We start from the raw sequence: 18,343 nt of genomic DNA on the forward strand, positions 1-18,343 counted from the left end.
AGAATTGCATCATGACCGTCAAGTTCATCGGCTATATCGGCTTCAACGACAGTTCGGAGATCCACGGCGGCGCGCGCTCGCGGGCGCTCGACCGGGACTATGTGGAGGCGGCCGCCCGCGCGCAGGAAGCGGGCGGGTTCGACCGGGTGCTGATCCCGTTCGGCTCCAGTTCGCCGGAAAGCCAGATCGTTGCGGCCCATGCCGCCGCGATCACCACGCGTCTCGGTTTCCTGGTCGCGCATCGGCCGGGCTTCACTCAGCCGACGCTCGCCGCGCGCCAGTTGGCGACGCTGGACCAGCTCTCGGGCGGCCGCGTTGCCGTGCACATCATCACCGGCGGCGCCGACGAGGAGATGGCGCGCGATGGCGACGGGCACACCCTCAAGGCCGAGCGCTACTTGCGCAGCGACGAATATCTGGACGTGCTCAAGCGCGAATGGAGCGAGCCGGCGCCGTTCGACCATTCGGGCCGTTTCTACGACGTGCGCGGCGGCTTCAGCGCCGTGAAGCCCGACAATCTGCCGGTGTTCTTCGGCGGCTCCTCGCCCGAAGCGATCGAAGTCGCGGGGCGCCATGCCGATGTCTACGCTCTCTGGGGCGAAACGCTGGAGCAAGTGGGCGAAGCCGTGCGCGCCGTCCGCCATGCCGCCGCGCAGCACGGCCGCAACCCCGGGTTCTCGCTCTCCTTGCGTCCGGTCATCGCCGATACCGAGGAAGCAGCGTGGAAGAAGGCCGACGAGATCACCGAGAAAGTCCGCGCCCAGCGCGAGGCGGCGGGCTTGCCGACCAGCGGCCATCGACCGCCCAATGCCGGATCGCTGCGCCTGCTCGAAACCGCCCAGACCCAGCGCCGAGACACTCGCCTCTGGACCGGCGTGGCTGCGCTCACCGGCGCGGCGGGCAATAGCACCGGCCTTGTCGGCACGCCCGAGCAGGTGGCGGATGCGCTGCTCGAATATTACGACATCGGCATCGACCACTTCCTGATCCGGGGCTTTGAACCGCTGGCAGACGCCATCGACTATGGCCGCGACCTGATCCCGCTGGTCCGCGCCAAACTCGCCGCGCGCGAGGGAGCGGACAAGGTCGCGCTGGCAAGCTGAATCCGGCCTCCCGCGCTTTGGAAATACTCACCTTCCTATCAGCCATCCGCGTTGGTTCGTCCCGGCCCACCCGCATAGCCTGACACCACGCAGAAGGAGGAAAGACATGACCACCCGACAACTCAAGCTCGGCTTCATCCTGCACGGCGTCGGTCCCGGTTGGGACGACTGGCGCCACCCGGACGCCCAGGTCGATGCCAGCACCAGCCTCTCGTTCTATACCCGGCAAGCGCAACTCGCCGAGCGCGGAAAGTTCGACTACCTCTTCGTGGCCGATAGCGTCTCGATCAACGCGCGTTCTTCTCCGCACTATCTCAACCGGTTCGAACCACTGACGATCCTCTCGGCGGTGGCGGCGGTGACCGAACGCATCGGCCTCGTGGGCACGGCCACGGTCAGCTACACCGAGGCCTACAACCTCGCCCGCCAATTCGCTTCGCTCGACCATATCAGCGGCGGCCGGGCCGGTTGGAACGTGGTCACCTCGTGGCTGGAAGGGAGCGCGGCCAACTTCGGACGCGACAAGCACCTCGACCATGACGTGCGCTATCGCCTCGCCGAGGAATATCTCGACGTCGTCAAGGGCCTCTGGGACAGCTGGGAAGACGATGCGCTCGTCCGTGACAAAGCCAGCGGACAGTTCCTCGATCCCGCCAAGCTCCACGAACTGAACCACAAGGGCGAATTTCTCTCCGTAAAGGGCCCGCTCAACATCTCGCGCTCGCCGCAGGGGCAGCCGGTGATCTTCCAGGCGGGCTCCTCGGAAGACGGCCGCAACTTCGCCGCCCGCCATGCCGAGGCGATCTTCACTCACCAGGAGGACCTTGCCGAGGCACAGGCTTTCTACGCCGATGTCAAGGCGCGGGCGCGGGGCTTCGGCCGTGATCCCGAGCAGCTTCTGGTGCTTCCCGGCAGCCGGCCCGTGGTGGGTTCGACCGAGGAAGAGGCCGAGCGGCTCTACGGCGAACTGGCGGGCCTCGTCAGTCTGGAGAACGCGCTTCGGGCGCTCGGCCGTTCGTTCAACGACCACAATTTCAGCGTCTACGATCCTGAAGGCCCGTTCCCGCAGCAAGTCGCGGAAGAAGGGCGCAGGAGCAACCAGAGCGCGTCCGAGCGCGTGCTGGCCGATGCCGCCCGCGGGCTGACGCTGGGCGAAATTGCCCTGCGCGTCGCCACCCCGCGCAGCCACTTTACCGGCACTCCCGAGCAGATCGCGGACCGCTTCCAGCTCTGGCTCGAACAGCGCGGATCGGATGGCTTCAACCTGTTCGAATCCCTGCCCGGCCAGCTTGAGGTCTTCGTCGATCAAGTGGTGCCGATCCTGCAGGCGCGCGGGATCTACAAGCGCGACTACCCCGGCAGCACCTTGCGCAAAACGCTGGGGCTGGACGTTCCCGCCAACCGCAACACCGCCGCGCGCCTGCGCCGCGACGCCGCCTGACACGAAAGCAAAGGAGAAGATTCATGGCCAGCACCGCTTCCACTTTCGACGTTTCGAGCACTGACCTCGTCATCCGCCCCGTGCAGCCGACCATCGGCGCTGAAGTGGAGGGCGTAGACCTTTCCAAACCCCTGACGGAAGAGCTGCGCTCCTCCATCCGCGCCGCGCTTCTCAAGTGGAAAGTCCTGTTCTTCCGAGACCAATCCATCGACGACGCCCAGCAGGCGGCCTTCGCGGCGAACTTCGGCCCGCTCTACACTCATCCCACCACGCGCCACGATGCGGCGAACAAGGAAGTCCACGCCATCGCTGCGCGGGAGGACCGGGAATACGAGAAGAAGCTCGGCTACAAGCTCAGGGCCGGGGAGGCTTATCACACCGATACGAGTTGGCGGCTCGTGCCGACCTGGGGCGCGGTGCTGCGCGATGTGAACCTGCCTGAAGTAGGCGGCGACACGATCTGGGTGGACGCGAACCTGGCATACGAGACCCTCGCACCGGAACTGAAGGAGCGCCTGGAGGGCAGGCACGTCACGCACAACTTCGTGCCCGCGCTGGAGCTTTCGGGCCACGAATACCCCATCGTCGCGCACAAGATCGTACGCACGCATCGCGAGACCGGAGAGAAGATCCTCTGGGTCAACTTCTCGCAGCAACCGCAGATACTCGGCCTGGAACTGTCGGAGAGCCGCGAACTGCTGGAAGAGGTGCTTCGCCAGTACAAGCGCCCGGACCTTCAGGCGCGGTTCTCCTGGCGGCCGGGCACGGTCGCGTTCTGGGACAATCGTGCCACGGTGCACTTCGCCGTGCGCAATTACGGCGATTTCCCGCGCGAGCTGCATCGCATCCTGATCGCGGACGAGCCGCTCTGGACGGATCTCTGAACTATGATCGATAGACGCGGCCTGCTTGCAGGACTTGCCACGACTGCCGCCCTAGCCGCTTGCGGCCGGGGCGGCAGCGCGAATACGGACGTGCTGCGGGTAGGCAGCCAGAAGGGCGGCACGAAATCGCTCATGCTGGCTTCCGGTGCGCTCGATGGCGTCTCCTACGAAGTCGAATGGTCCGAATTCCCGGCGGCGCAGAATCTTCTTGAAGCGCTTGGCAGCAGTGCGGTCGATCTCGGATTGGTCGGCGATGCCCCGTTCCAGTTCGCTTATCAGGCGGGGAGCCCGATCAAGGCCGTGAGCGCGCAGCGTACACAAAGCCGTATCGACGGTGCGCTTTCCATCCTGGTGCCGGCGCGTTCGCCAGTCCGCGACGGCAAGGGCCTGAAAGGAAAGCGGATCGCCACGACGCGCGGCAGCGTCGGGCACTACCTGGTGCTGCGATCGCTGATGGCTTCGGGCTACGGTCCGGGCGACGTCGAGCTGGCGTTCCTGTCCCCCAGCGATTCCCGCGCCGCGCTCCAGACCGGTGCGGTGGATGCCTGGTCCACCTGGATGCCCTATGTCGCGGCGGCGCAGGCCGAGGGCGATCGCATCGTCGTCGACGGCAGGGACTTCGTCCAGGGCTACGGCTTCGACGTTGCGCCTGAAAGCGCCATCGAGCGCAAGCGCGCGCAGCTGAGCGATTTCCTCGCGCGAGAGGCAAAGGCCCTGCAGTGGGCCCGGAACCATGTCGATCAATATGGCGCGGTCCTTGCCAGGGAAACCGGGCTGCCGCCGGACATCGCGCGCGCGACGGCGGAAAAGAATGTGCGTCTGCGTGTACCGATCGACGCCGGCGTGATCTCCGATCAGCAAGTCGTGCTCGATACTTTCCGCCGCTTCGGAGAGGTCAAGACTGTGCGGCCGATCGACAAGGCGTTCGCGGATCACATCTGAGATAAGCAGAAATGAAATTGAATTGAGGGAATTCAATTTAAATATTCATGACGGGAATGGGAATAAGCTCTCGTGCTTATTAATTTGGGGGCTTAAGTGAAAAATACTGTAATTGCCGGTTTCCTTGCGAGTGTTTCAATAATCGCCGTTTCTCCTGCCAGAGCAGAAGAGGTTGCCGATGCCGCCAGCACTGCGGCGGAGGCAGATGCCGGCGCGATCGTCGTCACCGGCGCGCGCGGCCGGATCCAGCGTTCGGTGGCGGACAGCCCCGTGCCGATCGACGTGATCAGCCCGCAGGAACTGAAGAATACCGGGCGCACCGGTCTCAAGGAGATACTCGGCAACATCATCCCCTCCCTGAGCATGCCTGCGCTGGGCGGCGGCGGGACCTCGGCCAGTGTCCGGCCGATCTCGATCCGGGGGCTTTCGGGTGACTATGTGCTCGTGCTCGTCAATGGCAAGCGGCGGCATACGACATCGCTGATCAACAATCTCTCGCGCATCTCGGGCGGATCGACGCCTGTCGACATCGACCTGATCCCGACCAGCTCGGTCGGCAGGATCGAAGTCCTGCGGGACGGTGCCGCCGCGCAATATGGATCCGACGCGATTTCCGGCGTCATCAACATCATCCTCGACAATTCTCCGCATGGCGGCGAACTCTCGGTGACCGGCGGGCAGCTTTACGAGAAAGGCGGCGCCTTGGCGCAAGTCGCGGGCTCCTACGGCACGCCGCTGGGCGACGGCGGCTTCGCACGGTTCTCCATAGAGGCGAAATATCACGACCGCGCCGATTCCTCGGCCGAGCCCATCCCTTATGTCTATCCCCTGGTGAACGGCCAGCCCGATCCGAGGGAGGCCGATGCGGACCATCTCATCGCCGGCGGCTACGGCCGCTCCAATCGCGACAAGATCGTCGACACCAGTTACAATGCGGAATTGCCGGTCGGCGAGGATACCACGCTCTACTCGTTCTCCACGCTTAGTTACCGCAACATCAAGGATGCCCGCGGCGCATACTTCGCGGCAGCGACCGGGTATAACGGTCTCGCCAACAGTTCCGGCGCATCGGTCTTGCCCCAGCTCTATCCTGCTGGCTTCCAGGCCTACCGCCGCATCTGGGAATGGGACTGGCAGACGGCGGTGGGACTGCGCACCCAGTTTGCGGAATGGTCGCTGGACCTGTCGACCAGCTATGGGCGCGACAACGTGAAGCTGGGCGCCGAGAACACGCTCAATCCCTCGCTGGGGCCGGACAGCAAGAGCAGCTTTTTCATGGGCCGCCAGAAGCAGGACCTGTGGGTGAGCAATCTTGACCTCAGCCGCGAGCTGGATCTCGGTCTTGCCGGGCCGTTAAACCTCTCCCTGGGCGCGGAGCAGCGCTGGGAGCGTTTTCAGAACATTGCAGGAGAGCCCGATTCCTACAGGGACGGCGGCTACGTGATCCCCTTGGATAACACGCCTTTCGGCCAGCTCTATGGTGGCCGTTCGCCCTCGCCGGGGCTCGTTTCCTTCACCGGCACATCGCCGGCCGACGCGACAAGCATCAGCCGCAATAACCTGGCGGCCTATGCGGACGTTTCCGCCGATGTGATGCCGGGCTGGTTTGTCGGCGTCGCCGGCCGGTTCGAACATTATTCCGACAGCGCGGGCAACACCTTCAGCGCCAAGGCGTCCACCCGCATCGAACTGGCGAAGGGACTTGCGCTGCGCGGCGGTGTCAACACCGGCTTCCGCGCGCCGTCGCTGGCGCAGACGGCGTTCTCGACCACGCAGAACACCGTCACGGTTATCGGTGACGAGCGCGTGTCGACCGTGTCGAAATTCCTGCCGGTGAACAGCGCAGCAGCGATTGCACTGGGGGCAAAGCCGCTCAAGCCGGAGAAGTCTCTCAATTTCACGGCGGGCGTGACCTATGAGACCGGCCCGTTCCGCCTGACGATCGATGCCTATCAGATCCGTATCGACGACCGTATCGTGAAAACCGAATTCCTGGGTACGGCATCCAACGGCGGGGCGGCGATCAAGGACATCCTCGTCGAAAACGGCATCGATGACGTGGATAGCGCCCAGTTCTTCACCAACGCGATCGATACCCGCACGCGCGGGGTCGATGTCGTCGGCGAATATACGCTCGATACCGCCTCGCTCGGCACATTTCGCCTGAACGCCGCCTACAGCTACAACAAGACGAAAATCCTCCATGTCATCGACAATCCCGAGGAACTCAGTGACCTGAACGTCACCTTGTTCGGCCGGCAGGCCCAGCGCGATCTCGTTGCGGCCCTGCCCCGCAGCAAGGTGGTGTTGTCCAGCACCTGGTCCCTGGCCAAGTTCCGGGCGCTGGCCCGCGTGACGCGCTATGGCAAGTACACCGAGTCCAGCAATGTGGCGGCTTCTGACCGCACTTATGGTGCCAAATGGGTGGCCGACGCTGAAGTGGGCTATCAACTCACCGACAATCTCGACATCGCTGTCGGTGCCAACAACCTCTTCGACGCATATCCCGACAGGAACGGCACCGTCGCTGCAGACGGATCGGGGCTGTACGGGAACTTTGCGCCCTTCGGCCTCAGCGGCGGCTTCTATTATGCCAGACTTGGCGCGAAGTTCTGATGCGGCGCGAAGGACTGGCACGCCCAAATCCTCGCACCGCGCGGAGCGATTCGTCTGAAATTCAAGAACGAACTCGTGGCGGAACCCGGCAGGCGCTTTCGTTTCTGTCGTTTCTCTATCCACAGGCTGTGGACAAACTGTGCGTGAGTGTGGGTAGGGGGCACTGATCGGCTTTGCAGGCGCCCTGCAATGATCCATGCTTGGTTTTGCCGCTGTGACCCGCATTTCGAGGAGCGCGGCAGACCCGAAGATTTCGACAGGACGAACCAATCATGAATAACAGCGATCTCGCCGACACCATTGCCGCCGCTCACGACCTCACCAAGGCCGATGCCCGCAAGATCGTCGACGCCGTGTTCGAAGCGATCGGCGATGCGGCCGCCAAGGGCGACGAAGTCTCGCTGAATGGCTTTGGCAAGTTCAAGGTCAAGGACAGCCCCGAGCGCGAAGGCCGCAATCCTGCGACCGGCGAAGCGATGACGATCAAGGCCTCGAAGAAGCTGTCCTTCACGGTCGCCAAGGCGGTCAAGGACAAGCTGAACGGCTGATCCGGCTCATGAGAGCGGCGCTGACGGCTGGGTCGGCGCCGCTCTTGCTTTGCCAGCTGTCCAATCCGACCGTGAGACCGCGAATGATGATCGTGCGGATTGAGATTGGCGATGAAAGCGATCTCGACGAGTGGGCTCCGCTCCGGGCCGGGCTCTGGCCTGACGGGACTGCGGCCGAGCACCGCGAAGAACTTGCAGATATGCTGTCAGGCCCGCAATTGTTTGCCGGGTTTCTCGCGCGGGGTGCGCGCGGCGAACTGATAGGGTTTGCCGAAGCCGCTTTGCGCATCGACTACGTCAATGGCTGCGAAACCTCGCCGGTCGCGTTCCTCGAAGGACTGTACGTCGCCGAGGACAGCCGCCGTCTCGGCATCGCTCGCGGCTTGGTTAGCGCTGTCGAGCAGTGGGCCCGGCAGCGAGGCTGCGCCGAGCTTGCCTCCGACGCCCTGCTTGAGAACAGCGCGTCCCACGCGGTGCATGCTGCGCTGGATTTCGAGGAGACCGAGCGGGTCGTGTATTTCCGCAAGGTTCTGGACGATCCGCATTCGCTCAGTTGACGGCAGCTTGGGCTGCCGCTTCAGCAAAACGGCTTATGCAAACATGCCCGCGTCTGAGCCTCGGCTGATGCAGGCGATCGCGGCGAGCGTATCACCTAAGCGGGAGGCGTCGCTGCCAGCGGGCTCTCTTTCATGGGGCGCGCAGCATGCCATCCGCCTGGGGCAGATCGTTCGAGCGGTACCCCGCAAGAGTCGCATAGAGCAAGATAGCCGTCACCTTTGCCGCGAGAGACCGAGACAAGTGATGGCTTATGCCGTCCAATGAAGCAAAAGATGGCCATGAAGCCCTGATACGCGAGATTGTGGGCGGCGTCAGCTAATGGAGCACTCGCTTTCCACAGGATCGATGGCCGGCCTCGCTCCCCGACGTGCCTCAACCCGGCTGTCAGGCGTCATCGAGATACGGCAGCGGTCAGGTGCAAGGCTTGCGCTGGCCTGCTGGAGCGAGGGAAGGGTGTCCAACTTCTTAGCCAGGGCAAGCGACGCGCAGCGCCGAAATGGCAGCCCGTAGAGGTGGCAATCACTCCATGGTTGGCTCGATAGGCCATCTTGCCGCCGGGTTCATCGTCGCTGCGCTCAAGGCGGATTCCGGTTGACGACAAGGCTGTTGATAACCTGAGCGCATTTGCGGAATTGCGTGCCGTGCCGGACTGGAATCCGGGACTCTGGCCCGCTACGGCGCGCAGCCCGACCCTTTTCGGTTTCGACCAGAACCGCCGGGTTCGCTTCTCGTTGCGATCAAACCAGGGAGTTTTTCATGACCGGAGCCGAACTGGCTGCAGCTCGCAAGAACCGAGGTCTTTCGGAAATCGAACTTGGCAAGGCTATCGGCTATCGGGATCCTGCGCGCGCGGTTCGCCGGCTGGAAGCCTCGGAAAAAATCAATTCGCGGGCACTCACCATGATCAAGGTCGTGTTCGGCGCGGTCGATCAGGACAATGTTCGCGAGCGCGGAACCCGTCGGCGGATGCCGCATCCCGACTAGCTGGCATTCGCTTTCTAGATTGGAAGGGATGATCGCCGTCAGCTTGTTGCGGCGTTGAGAGGCTTGGCCCGCCGCTGAGAGGTGCCGGTGGCTTGAGCTGTTATGAGTGACGCCTGCTAAAGGCTGCTCGAAGCGGCCCGGCAAAAATTGAAAACCGATTCACCTTGCAACAATCCCGTTCGTCACCATTTGATGTTGCAGTGCAGCAAAATGGTGGAGCGCTCCTATCCTGTGCCTGCCCCATTTCAGCAAGGATATGCCATGCCAACGATATCGGAGACCATCGCTCACTTGGCCGCCTTGCGGAAAGGGGCGGCACCTGGCGCATTTCAGGGCCATAGCCGCCTGCGGGAACTGAGCCAGTTCGGGGAGAACCCTGGAGCCCTGCGCGCGCACCTCTATCTCCCTCCCACCATGTCCAAGCATCCGGCGCTGGTGGTGGTACTCCACGGCTGCACCCAGAACGCGGCGGGCTACGACATGGGTGCCGGATGGTCCGAGATGGCCGACAGGCATGGGTTTGCTCTGCTTTTTCCCGAGCAGCAGGCTTCGAACAATCCGAACTTGTGCTTCAACTGGTTTTCGAAAGAAGACAGCCGTCGCGGTGCGGGCGAGGCGCAGTCCATCAGAAACATGATCGCGGCCGTCGTGGCCCGGCATAATATCGACGCCGCCCGCATATATGTGACCGGCCTCTCTGCCGGCGGCGCCATGACGGCGGTCATGCTGGCGACCTATCCCGAAGTGTTTGCGGGAGGCGCTGTTGTTGCCGGTCTGCCTTACGGGAGCGCCTATGGTGTGCCGCAGGCCCTCGAACGCATGCGCGGCCAGAATATGCCCGAGCGGAGCGAGTTGGAGATGCTGGTCCGCGAGGCGACCTCTCATACTGGGCCGTGGCCGACGCTCTCGGTCTGGCATGGCAGCGGGGATGCAACGGTAGCCGACCTCAATGCCACTGCCTTGCTGAGGCAATGGGGCGCCTTGCACGATATCGGCGAGACGCCGGATCTCAGCGAATCCACGGGCAGCCATACCCGCCGTGTCTGGCTGGACCATCACGGACGCCCGGTCATGGAGGATCATCGCATTGCCGGCATGGGGCACGGTACCCCGTTGAAGACGTCCGGCAAGGATGCGTGCGGACGGGCGGGGGCCTTCATGCTGGAAGTGGGGGTTTCCTCAAGCTACCAGATCTGCAGTTTTTGGGGACTCCTCGATGACCACCAAGAAGCGAGGGCGGCCGAACATTCTCCGGATACGGCGCGAATTCCGGAACCCGCCGAGATGAACGGACTGATGGTTTATGAAGGCCGGCGCCTGCATCCGATCCCGCCCTCGGAATCCGGGCAGAGCGGCCGGACCCGAGAGGCAGGCGTGCGCAAAGTGATCGAGGATGCGCTTCGTGCCGCGGGTCTCATGCCTTAGCACCAGGACAGGCGAGCAGCGACATCATACCTCCGCCTGCGCCAGGAGAGTGCGGATTTTTTCCGCTACGGCCGTGACTGTCGGGGAACGGGTGCGGCTGCGTTTCGTAATCAGGCAGACCTCGCTATGGGAGGGCGGGAATCCGCTGACTTCCAACTGGACCATGCGCCCTTCGCGCAGATCATCGGCCAGGAACGCAGGCGAGGAAATCCAGACGCAATCGCTGCGCAGCACCGTTTCGCGCAGGACGTGAAAATTGTCGCAGATGAAACTTCCGGCCGGGTCGCCCTGGCCATCTGGCAGTTCGACGGCACTGGCGGCCGGATAATCCTCCAGATCGGCGTTGGTGACCAGGCCTTGCCGAGACAGGGGATGGCCGCCGCGCACCATGAAGGCAACGCCGATCCGGCCCAGTCGCTCGATCCCTGTGCTCGGGATGCGGCCGAGATTCCAGTTGCTGCCGAGGATCATCTCGATCCGGTCGTTGACCAGTTCGGTGACGAGTTGATCGGGCGCGCGCACCAGGGTGCGAATGCGGATTCCAGGCCAGGCATGCAGGAGAGAGCCGGCCAGGTGCGGCAGGAACAGTCCGGCCATCAGCGGCCCAAGCCCGATGGCGACTTGTCCCGGCTTGCCTTCGGGATAGCGCCGAAGGCTGCGCTCCAGGTCTCCCGCGGCGTGAAGCAGCTTTTGCGCGTGTTCGATCACATGCAGTCCGGCAGCCGTGGGATGGACCCCGCCGCGCCCCCGATCGAACAACATGACACCGTGCCTTTTCTCGAAGGCGGCGATGCTGCGGCTCAGCGCGGGCTGAGTGATGCCCACTTCCTCCGCCGCGCGCGAGAAGCTCTGGTTACGGGCGACCGCAACGATATGGCGCAGGCGCGGCAGGTCCATCGGTATTCCCATGATGCATGCAATGTTGCCTTGATATGCATTGGACAGCCTGATCGCGCGAGCCCTAACTTGCCTGCGAACGAAGCGAGGGAGGGACGCGATGGGCAAGATCGGATGGCGGACAGGCGCGGCGGCATTGGCGATGGCAGGGGCGGCGTCCGCACACCCTGCGGCGGCGGATAGCCAGCCCGCTCGCACGATCCTGCCCGTGCCGGCCGCGCCGTTCACGGGAACGGTGGCGGAGAATGTCCTGGATGCCAAAGGCTTTGCCCAAGCCGCGATCCAGGCGCCCGCCGGAGCGCCCAATGTCTTCCTGATGATGAGCGACGACGTCGGTTTCGCGATGTCCAGCGCTTTCGGCGGCCCCGTTCCGACACCCAATTTCGAACGGCTGGCAGCCCGGGGCCAGCGCTACAATCGCTTTCACACCACCGGGATCTGCTCGCCCAGCCGCGCGGCGCTGCTGACCGGTCGCAACCATCACAACGCCGGGGTCGGCTGGTTGAGCGATGTGCCTTCGCCATTTCCGGGCTACGGCGGGAAAATCTTGCCGGAAACCGCCACGATCGCCCAGGTCCTGCGGCTGAATGGCTACAGCACGGCGATGTTCGGCAAGCATCACAACCTGCCGTCCAACGAACGCAGTGAGGCGGGGCCGTTCGACAGCTGGCCGACCGGTCTGGGGTTCGATTACTTCTACGGGTTCGTCAGCGGGGATAGCGACCAATATTCGCCAATCCTCTATCGCGGCGTCCAGCGCGCTGAGCAGGACGATGGAGAGGCACGCCTGCTCGACAGCCGCCTGGCCGAGGATGCGATCCGCTGGATCCACAACCAGAAGGCGGCAGCGCCGGAAAAGCCGTTTCTCGTCTACATGGCGCCCGGCTCCACCCATGCGCCGCATCAGGCTCCAGCGGACTATATCGCGCGTTTCAGGGGCAAGTTCGATGCCGGCTGGGATCTTCAGCGCGAACAGACCTGGCGGCGGCAACTTGCCATGGGCATCATACCCAAAGGTACGCCGCTGACCCCGCGCCCCGCGGAAATTCCGGCCTGGAAAAGCCTGACTTCGGGCCAGAAGGCTTTCGCTGCACGCACGATGGAAGTCGCCGCGGCGCAGCTTGTCTATCAGGACGAGCAGATCGGCCGCGTGATCGACGAACTGCAGCGAATGGGCCAGTTGGACAATACCTTGGTTGCGCTGGTGATCGGGGACAATGGCGCCAGCGCGGAGGCAGGGCCGAAAGGCACGATCAACGAACTGCGCTCGATGGGCTCGCATGATGAAAGCGAGGCATGGATGCAGGCCAACATCGATCGGCTCGGCGGCTCGATGACCTATGAAAGCTACCCGGCCGGATGGGCCTGGGCGATGAACACGCCGCTGCGCTGGACCAAGCAGTACGCCTCGTTCCTGGGCGGCATCCGAAACGGCATGATCCTTTCCTGGAAGGGACACATGGCGCATCCCGGTGCGGTCTGCGGTCAGTTCTCGCATCTGGTGGACATTGCGCCGACGGTACTGGAGGCGGCGCGCTTGCCAGCGCCGCAAAGCGTCTATGGCGTCCGCCAGAAGCCGATGGACGGCGAAAGCCTGCTGGCCAGCCTCGCCTCCTGCGATGCGGCAAAACCGCGCACCCAATACTTCGAGATCGGCGGGAAGGCCGGCCTCTATCACGATGGCTGGTTCCTCTCGGGTGATGATGGGCGCCTGGCGTGGCAGAACCTTCCTGCCGCCGGTGAACGGCCCCCGGTGCAATGGTCCCTCTACAATCTCGATCGGGATTTTTCGCAGTCGAACGATCTTGCCGCGAAGGAGCCTGCCCGGCTTCAGACCATGCTCGATCTGTGGAAGCGGGAGGCGGCGCGCAACAACGTGCTTCCGCTCGATCACCGCTTCGGCATGGCGCGCGGAGCGGCGATGATGCGCGGCAGCGGTCGCAAACATTTCGACTTCTGGGGCAAGGATGTGAGCCTGCCCGCCAATACGGAGCCGGTGCCGTTCGCGCGCAGCTTCACGCTCGCTGCCGATCTGCGACTGGATAGCGACACCGCTTCGGGGGCGGTCATGGCGTTCGGCAGCCGCTTCGGAGGGTGGAGCCTCTATCTGGACAAGGGCCGTCCCGCGTTCATTGCGGCGCGTTCCACCGATCCCGATGAGATCACCCGTGTCGCCGCCGATCGGGCGCTGCCTGAAGGTACGGTCACGCTGACCATGCGCTTCGCCGTCGACAGGCCGGGCGGCCCGGCCACCGTCACGCTCAGTGCGAATGGCGCAGCTCTCGCGTCGGGGCGTCTGCCCACGTCCATGCTGATGGCGGCTGGAAACGGCGAAACCCTGGACGTGGGACGCGATCTGGGCGTGCCGGTAACGGCCTATCGCAGTCCGCAAGGCCGCATCGAGGGCGACATCGCTCATCTCAGCCTGGATTTCGATTGACTGCGCCGGGCGCCCGGATTGCTGGGCGCCGTCAGAAAGGATCAGCCCGAGATGGACCTCGTAAAGTCGATGAACGCCCGCAAGGGCGGCGGGATTTGGCGGCGACCGGAATAATAGAGCATCGGTCCGGAAAAGGGAGGTGTCCAGTCCTCGAGCACGGTTTCGAGTGCGCCGCTCCGCAAGTGAGGCGCCAGCCAATCCTCGAACAGGCACACGATACCGAGCCCCGAAACGGCCGCTTCAACCAACAGGTCGCATGCCGATCCCGGCTGGATCAGCAGCGATCCCGGGGGATCGAAACGAAGCACTTCGCCGTCCTTCTCGAACTCCCAGGTCGCTATGGCGCCGCTGGCAAAGCGCAGGCGCATGCAATTGTGATGAACGAGGTCGCGCGGATGGGCAGGGCGCCCTCGCGCTGCGAAATAGGACGGCGCGGCGGCGGTGAGAAGGCGCTGTTCACGCGGCCCGATAGGGACCGCAATCATGTCCTGCTCCAGGCGCTCCTCATAGCGGATACCGGCGTCCGCTCCGGAGGCGAGGATGTCCACGAAACTGTCCTCCACGGTGACTTCCACCCGGATATGCGGATGAGCGCCAAGGAAGCCGGGGAGAATTCCCGGCAGCACCGTGCGTGCCACGTTGGCGGGCACGTTCAGTTTCAGCGCGCCTGCCGGCTCATCGGTAAGAGCCTGAACGCTGTCCAGTGCGGCGCCGATCTCGGCGAGAGACGGTCCGATCCTTTCGTAGAGCCGGGCGCCGGCTTCGGTCAGGGATATGCTGCGGGTGCTGCGATGAAGCAATCGGGTGTTCAACCGGGTTTCGAGGCGCCTCAGCGCTTCGCTGAGCCCGGATGCCGACACGCCGGAGATGCGGGCTGCCTCCCGAAAGCCCTTGGCGCTGGCCACGGCGACAAAGGCGGAAAGATCATCAAGTTCCATCGGCATTGTGCGATTTTCCGTACAACCTGTTCTCAATAGACCGTCTTATCGATCAGCGAGTTGGAGTCCATATTCGGGCAGCATTATGCCAGGAGACATGCAATGATCGATCTTGCCAAGGCGGGAACCTTCCAACTGGGCGACCGCCCCGTGAACCGCATGGGCTACGGCGCCATGCAACTGGCGGGACCGGGCGTCTTCGGTCCCCCGCGGGACCGCGCCGGAGCCGTGGCGGTGCTGCGCGCGGCTGTGGAGGCGGGCGTCAACCATATCGACACCAGTGATTTCTACGGCCCGCATGTGACGAACGAGATCATTCGCGAAGCCCTGCACCCCTACGGTGAGGATCTGGTCATCGTGACAAAGGTCGGCGCGGTGCGGGGAGCCGACGCATCCTGGCTGCCGGCCCAGAGCGCGGACGAACTGACCCGCGCCGTCCACGACAACTTGCGCAACCTTGGTCTGGAGCGGATCGAAGTGGTGAACCTGCGGCTGATGGGGGATGTCCATGCGCCGAGCGAAGGCTCTCTGGAGGAACAGTTCTCGGCTCTCGCGCGGCTGCGTCAGCAGGGTCTGATCCGGCACCTCGGCCTCAGCAACGTCACTATGGCACAAGTGGCCGAGGCCCAGGCCATCGCGCCGGTCGCGTGCGTGCAGAACCAGTACAATCTTGTCCATCGGGGCGACGATCTGCTCGTGGACGCTCTGGCAGCGCAGGGCATCGCTTATGTGCCGTTCTTCCCGCTGGGCGGGTTCAGCCCCATCCAGTCGGACGCCTTGGCCGGGCTTGCCGCCGAGATCGGGGCAACGCCCATGCAGACGGCCTTGGCCTGGCTGCTTGCGCGCTCGCCGAACCTTCTGCTGATCCCCGGGACGTCGAGCCTGGAACATCTGGCGGAAAATCTGGCTGCCGCGGCGCTGGAACTGCCCGCTGATGTCAAGGTACGGCTCGACGCCATTTAATGGTCCAGGTGCTGGTGATGGCGGATGGGTGCCCTCTTGCCGGCGGACGCGAACGGGGCGTGATTTGGGGGTCGGCGCTATTTATCCGAGCGCTTTGAAATGGCCGTAGCGAGCAGGCCTATCCCGGCTGCTGCCCCCGCGGCAAGGATACCGGCGCCGACCAGCGACAGACCGCCATCCTGGCGCTTGAAATGAGGGCGGTGCTTCAGACGCGCGAGCAGCGGCGTGCGTTTGGAGATCGCCTCGAACATCTCGCCCGGCCCTTCGGGATCTAGCACTTTGTGATCGGCGAGCCATTCGCGAACGGAATCGAGGTCCGGCACTTCGTAGGGCCGCAGCGAGCGGCCGTCGCCGCGCAGTTTTTCGATTGTCGAAATGATCGAGCCGGTCTGTTCCAGCAGGTCTTCGATCGTCTGACAGTCCGTATCGAGATGCTCGGCCAGAAGGGCGTTGCGGATGCCGGCAATCGTCCCGCGCTGGCCGGCATTGGCTTCCCGGCCGGCGTCGATGACGACGTCGCATTCGGTGTCCAGGCGGAGCGAACGATTGTTGAAATTCGAAGACCCTACGCGCAGCACTTCATCGTCGACGACCGTCACTTTGGCATGCACATAGATGGGGTGGCCCTTCGCGGTATAGGGGTGATAGAGCCGCAGGCGACCATGGACGTCCCGCTGCTGCAGCGCCTCTACCAACCTGGCGCGTGCGGAATCCATCGCGATCGGCTCAAGCCAGCCTTGCGCGGATGTGGGATGGACGATCACGAATTCGGGGCCGTCAGGCTCTGCCAGCCGCTGCGCGATGGCTTCTGCAACCTTTCTTGAGGCGAAATACTGGCTTTCGGCATAGAACCAGCGCTTCGCCCGCATGATGAGGTCGACATAGAGAGCCTCGATCTCGTGGCGAGGCTCCTGTTCGGCCATTTCCGGAACGGTGAGCGCGATGCCCACTTCCACATCGGTGAAGTCGCTTTCGACGTCCTCTGGCCAGCAATCCGCATCGCACGAAGCCAGAGCGAGCGCGCTTCCGCCCGAAACTTCCCAGCGTTTCCGGCACATGTCGCCCAGCGTGCGTGCGACCGGCCCCTGGAGCATCGTGGTGGCATCGTGCCAGGGACCGTAAGGCGTGCCATCGGGCTCCAGACGGCGGGGTTCGTCATCATCGTGTTGGCGCGTGTCCCAGCGATCGACAGTCATGTCGATCCCGCCGCAGAAGGCGACGTCGTCATCGATGACGACGACTTTCTGGTGATGCGATCCGGTAGGGGGATGATGACCGTCGAGACGCATGTGAATTTGCGGATCTTTGATCCACTGCGCTATTCTCAGTAACGTCTGACCGTGAAACAGCGTCTTGATGGCACCCGTATCCCAGCGCAGGATGTGGACCTGCAGGCCCGGAGTCCGCCGGACGAGCCAACTGAGAAACGCACCGACCTGGTCCGGCCCGCCGTCGTCCTTATCGCCGCCGAACCGGATGCGGGCATCGAAGTCCCAACCGACCAGCAGGATCTGCTTTTTCGCGCGTAGCATCGCGGCGCGTGCAGCTTTGAAATAATCATCTGCGTCAACGATGACGGCGGCACGGGTCGCGCGCTCGATCCGCCAGCAATTGCGTCCGGGTTCGAGCAGGGTATCAGGTGTGTCCATGACTTCGCCATCGCAGGCCTGGCGTGATCTGCCAAGGGCGCGGTGTCTCGCGGCGGGCTCTGGCGAGACTTGTGCAGCCTGAAAAGCGCGATCTTCAAAGCATGGTCGGGAACGCTGAAGGCGCGAGGAACAAGCGGGGGTGGCAGGTCGTGCCCGCGCAACGAACGCAAAATCCGCCGTAATTGGGTGTGAAGACAAGAGGCTTGAGGGTTTCGCCGGTCCTTAACGGCCAGTCCCTCATCCAGCATTCATGTCCTGTCGACCTACAAGGCGGGATACCGGCATGCCTGGTTGCCAAGCGATTGGAATGCTGAACAACTTCCCCAACCTTGCCGTTGGCACACATATTCCGGTTCTGTCCTCACGCCTCGATGGAGCAGCGTATGAAACCGTCCCCTGGAATGCCGCGCAAGACCGCGACGCTGTGGTTCGCAATCGCCTCTTGCCTGGCGTTTGCAGTGCCTTCTCTGGCAGCCGGAGAGGCGGACGGGGATGCCGGGCTTGTACGGCACGATGTACCCGTTTCCGCCGCCGATCCTGCGGCGACGCAGGCGCCGAACCCGGTGACAAGACTGCAGGACAGACATCTCGTGCTGCTTCCGTCCGCCGGCACGGCGCGCAAAGCAAAGCTGTTTCTGTTCGTCGACGGCACGCGCACTTCCACCTCGATGACTCAGGATATCGTGCGGACGGCGGCAAGACGCGGCTACCATGCAATTTCCATCGCCTATCCCAATGCGGAAGCGGTCGCAGCGCTTTGCAAAGGGTCCGCCGACGACGACTCGCGGGGTCGAAGACACCCCGGCCAAACGTGACCCGCATGAAAAGCGCGATCGGCCATTCGGTCTTTGGCTTTGGCATGTACGCGGCAGCCAGAGCGATCGCCGAAGTCTGGCCAGCCCCCTGATGTCGCCAAACAAAATTGAGGAATAGCTGTGAAGACGGACAAGGTTGC

General features: G+C 63.8%; 15 protein-coding genes. 12 read left to right on the forward strand and 3 right to left on the reverse strand.

What is annotated here, in order from left to right:
- Nucleotides 1-11: 11 nt before the first annotated feature.
- From AC1VV3_RS16715 to AC1VV3_RS16755, 9 genes are all read left to right on the forward strand, one after another.
- A complete protein-coding gene (locus AC1VV3_RS16715) occupies nucleotides 12-1,103 on the forward strand; it encodes an LLM class flavin-dependent oxidoreductase (protein WP_482962958.1) in 1,092 nt (363 codons plus the stop codon).
- 106 nt (nucleotides 1,104-1,209) lie between these two features.
- Entirely contained in the window at nucleotides 1,210-2,544 is a 1,335-nt protein-coding gene (locus AC1VV3_RS16720) for an LLM class flavin-dependent oxidoreductase (protein ID WP_482962959.1), read from the forward strand.
- A gap of 23 nt (nucleotides 2,545-2,567) precedes the next feature.
- Nucleotides 2,568-3,428, forward strand: coding sequence for a TauD/TfdA dioxygenase family protein (locus tag AC1VV3_RS16725; RefSeq protein ID WP_482962960.1), 861 nt, complete (start codon nucleotides 2,568-2,570; stop codon nucleotides 3,426-3,428).
- Between the two features lie 3 nt (nucleotides 3,429-3,431).
- Nucleotides 3,432-4,370 (forward strand): ABC transporter substrate-binding protein, encoded by a 939-nt coding sequence (locus tag AC1VV3_RS16730; RefSeq protein WP_482962961.1) that lies wholly within the window; start codon nucleotides 3,432-3,434, stop codon nucleotides 4,368-4,370.
- A gap of 96 nt (nucleotides 4,371-4,466) precedes the next feature.
- Complete coding sequence (locus AC1VV3_RS16735; protein ID WP_482962962.1) at nucleotides 4,467-6,986, forward strand: TonB-dependent receptor plug domain-containing protein; 2,520 nt, start codon at nucleotides 4,467-4,469, stop codon at nucleotides 6,984-6,986.
- Between the two features lie 272 nt (nucleotides 6,987-7,258).
- Entirely contained in the window at nucleotides 7,259-7,534 is a 276-nt protein-coding gene (locus tag AC1VV3_RS16740) for an HU family DNA-binding protein (protein ID WP_132266543.1), read from the forward strand.
- Nucleotides 7,535-7,620: 86 nt separating this feature from the next.
- Entirely contained in the window at nucleotides 7,621-8,091 is a 471-nt protein-coding gene (aac(6'), locus tag AC1VV3_RS16745; protein ID WP_482963151.1) for an aminoglycoside 6'-N-acetyltransferase, read from the forward strand.
- A 757-nt stretch (nucleotides 8,092-8,848) separates the two neighbouring features.
- Nucleotides 8,849-9,076 carry a hypothetical protein gene (locus AC1VV3_RS16750; RefSeq protein WP_482962963.1) on the forward strand — a complete coding sequence of 76 codons (228 nt, stop codon included), beginning with the start codon at nucleotides 8,849-8,851 and terminating at the stop codon, nucleotides 9,074-9,076.
- 147 nt (nucleotides 9,077-9,223) lie between these two features.
- Nucleotides 9,224-10,501 (forward strand): extracellular catalytic domain type 1 short-chain-length polyhydroxyalkanoate depolymerase, encoded by a 1,278-nt coding sequence (locus tag AC1VV3_RS16755; protein WP_482962964.1) that lies wholly within the window; start codon nucleotides 9,224-9,226, stop codon nucleotides 10,499-10,501.
- Nucleotides 10,502-10,525: 24 nt separating this feature from the next.
- On the opposite strand, the gene AC1VV3_RS16760 is transcribed toward AC1VV3_RS16755, so the two are convergent.
- A complete protein-coding gene (locus AC1VV3_RS16760; protein ID WP_431567485.1) occupies nucleotides 10,526-11,410 on the reverse strand; it encodes a LysR family transcriptional regulator in 885 nt (294 codons plus the stop codon).
- Between the two features lie 88 nt (nucleotides 11,411-11,498).
- On the opposite strand from AC1VV3_RS16760, the gene AC1VV3_RS16765 reads away from it, so the two are divergent.
- Nucleotides 11,499-13,838 carry an arylsulfatase gene (locus tag AC1VV3_RS16765; protein ID WP_431567484.1) on the forward strand — a complete coding sequence of 780 codons (2,340 nt, stop codon included), beginning with the start codon at nucleotides 11,499-11,501 and terminating at the stop codon, nucleotides 13,836-13,838.
- A 41-nt stretch (nucleotides 13,839-13,879) separates the two neighbouring features.
- Here the strand turns inward: AC1VV3_RS16765 and AC1VV3_RS16770 are convergent, their stop codons facing one another.
- Nucleotides 13,880-14,776, reverse strand: a complete 897-nt coding sequence (locus AC1VV3_RS16770) for a LysR family transcriptional regulator (protein WP_431567483.1) — start codon at nucleotides 14,774-14,776, stop codon at nucleotides 13,880-13,882.
- A gap of 102 nt (nucleotides 14,777-14,878) precedes the next feature.
- Between AC1VV3_RS16770 and AC1VV3_RS16775 the strand changes: the two genes are divergently transcribed.
- A complete protein-coding gene (locus AC1VV3_RS16775; RefSeq protein WP_482962965.1) occupies nucleotides 14,879-15,739 on the forward strand; it encodes an aldo/keto reductase family oxidoreductase in 861 nt (286 codons plus the stop codon).
- A 77-nt stretch (nucleotides 15,740-15,816) separates the two neighbouring features.
- Here AC1VV3_RS16775 and AC1VV3_RS16780 read toward each other — a convergent pair whose 3' ends face one another.
- A complete protein-coding gene (locus tag AC1VV3_RS16780; RefSeq protein ID WP_482962966.1) occupies nucleotides 15,817-17,388 on the reverse strand; it encodes a phospholipase D-like domain-containing protein in 1,572 nt (523 codons plus the stop codon).
- Between the two features lie 401 nt (nucleotides 17,389-17,789).
- Here AC1VV3_RS16780 and AC1VV3_RS16785 point away from each other — a divergent pair, with 401 nt between their 5' ends.
- Complete coding sequence (locus AC1VV3_RS16785) at nucleotides 17,790-18,203, forward strand: hypothetical protein (RefSeq protein ID WP_482962967.1); 414 nt, start codon at nucleotides 17,790-17,792, stop codon at nucleotides 18,201-18,203.
- The last annotated feature ends 140 nt before the right edge of the window (nucleotides 18,204-18,343 follow it).

Source organism: Novosphingobium sp. BL-S-34 (genome assembly GCF_056857015.1).

What these genes read in the sequence shown, in the direction of transcription:
- AC1VV3_RS16715 (WP_482962958.1), top strand. Translation starts at nt 12, where the DNA reads ATGACCGTCAAGTTCATCGGCTATATCGGCTTCAACGACAGTTCGGAG.
- AC1VV3_RS16720 (WP_482962959.1), top strand. Translation starts at nt 1,210, where the DNA reads ATGACCACCCGACAACTCAAGCTCGGCTTCATCCTGCACGGCGTCGGT.
- AC1VV3_RS16725 (WP_482962960.1), top strand. Translation starts at nt 2,568, where the DNA reads ATGGCCAGCACCGCTTCCACTTTCGACGTTTCGAGCACTGACCTCGTC.
- AC1VV3_RS16730 (WP_482962961.1), top strand. Translation starts at nt 3,432, where the DNA reads ATGATCGATAGACGCGGCCTGCTTGCAGGACTTGCCACGACTGCCGCC.
- AC1VV3_RS16740 (WP_132266543.1), top strand. Translation starts at nt 7,259, where the DNA reads ATGAATAACAGCGATCTCGCCGACACCATTGCCGCCGCTCACGACCTC.
- AC1VV3_RS16750 (WP_482962963.1), top strand. Translation starts at nt 8,849, where the DNA reads ATGACCGGAGCCGAACTGGCTGCAGCTCGCAAGAACCGAGGTCTTTCG.
- AC1VV3_RS16760 (WP_431567485.1), bottom strand. Translation starts at nt 11,410, where the DNA reads ATGGGAATACCGATGGACCTGCCGCGCCTGCGCCATATCGTTGCGGTC.
- AC1VV3_RS16765 (WP_431567484.1), top strand. Translation starts at nt 11,499, where the DNA reads ATGGGCAAGATCGGATGGCGGACAGGCGCGGCGGCATTGGCGATGGCA.
- AC1VV3_RS16770 (WP_431567483.1), bottom strand. Translation starts at nt 14,776, where the DNA reads ATGGAACTTGATGATCTTTCCGCCTTTGTCGCCGTGGCCAGCGCCAAG.
- AC1VV3_RS16775 (WP_482962965.1), top strand. Translation starts at nt 14,879, where the DNA reads ATGATCGATCTTGCCAAGGCGGGAACCTTCCAACTGGGCGACCGCCCC.
- AC1VV3_RS16780 (WP_482962966.1), bottom strand. Translation starts at nt 17,388, where the DNA reads ATGGACACACCTGATACCCTGCTCGAACCCGGACGCAATTGCTGGCGG.
- AC1VV3_RS16785 (WP_482962967.1), top strand. Translation starts at nt 17,790, where the DNA reads ATGCCGCGCAAGACCGCGACGCTGTGGTTCGCAATCGCCTCTTGCCTG.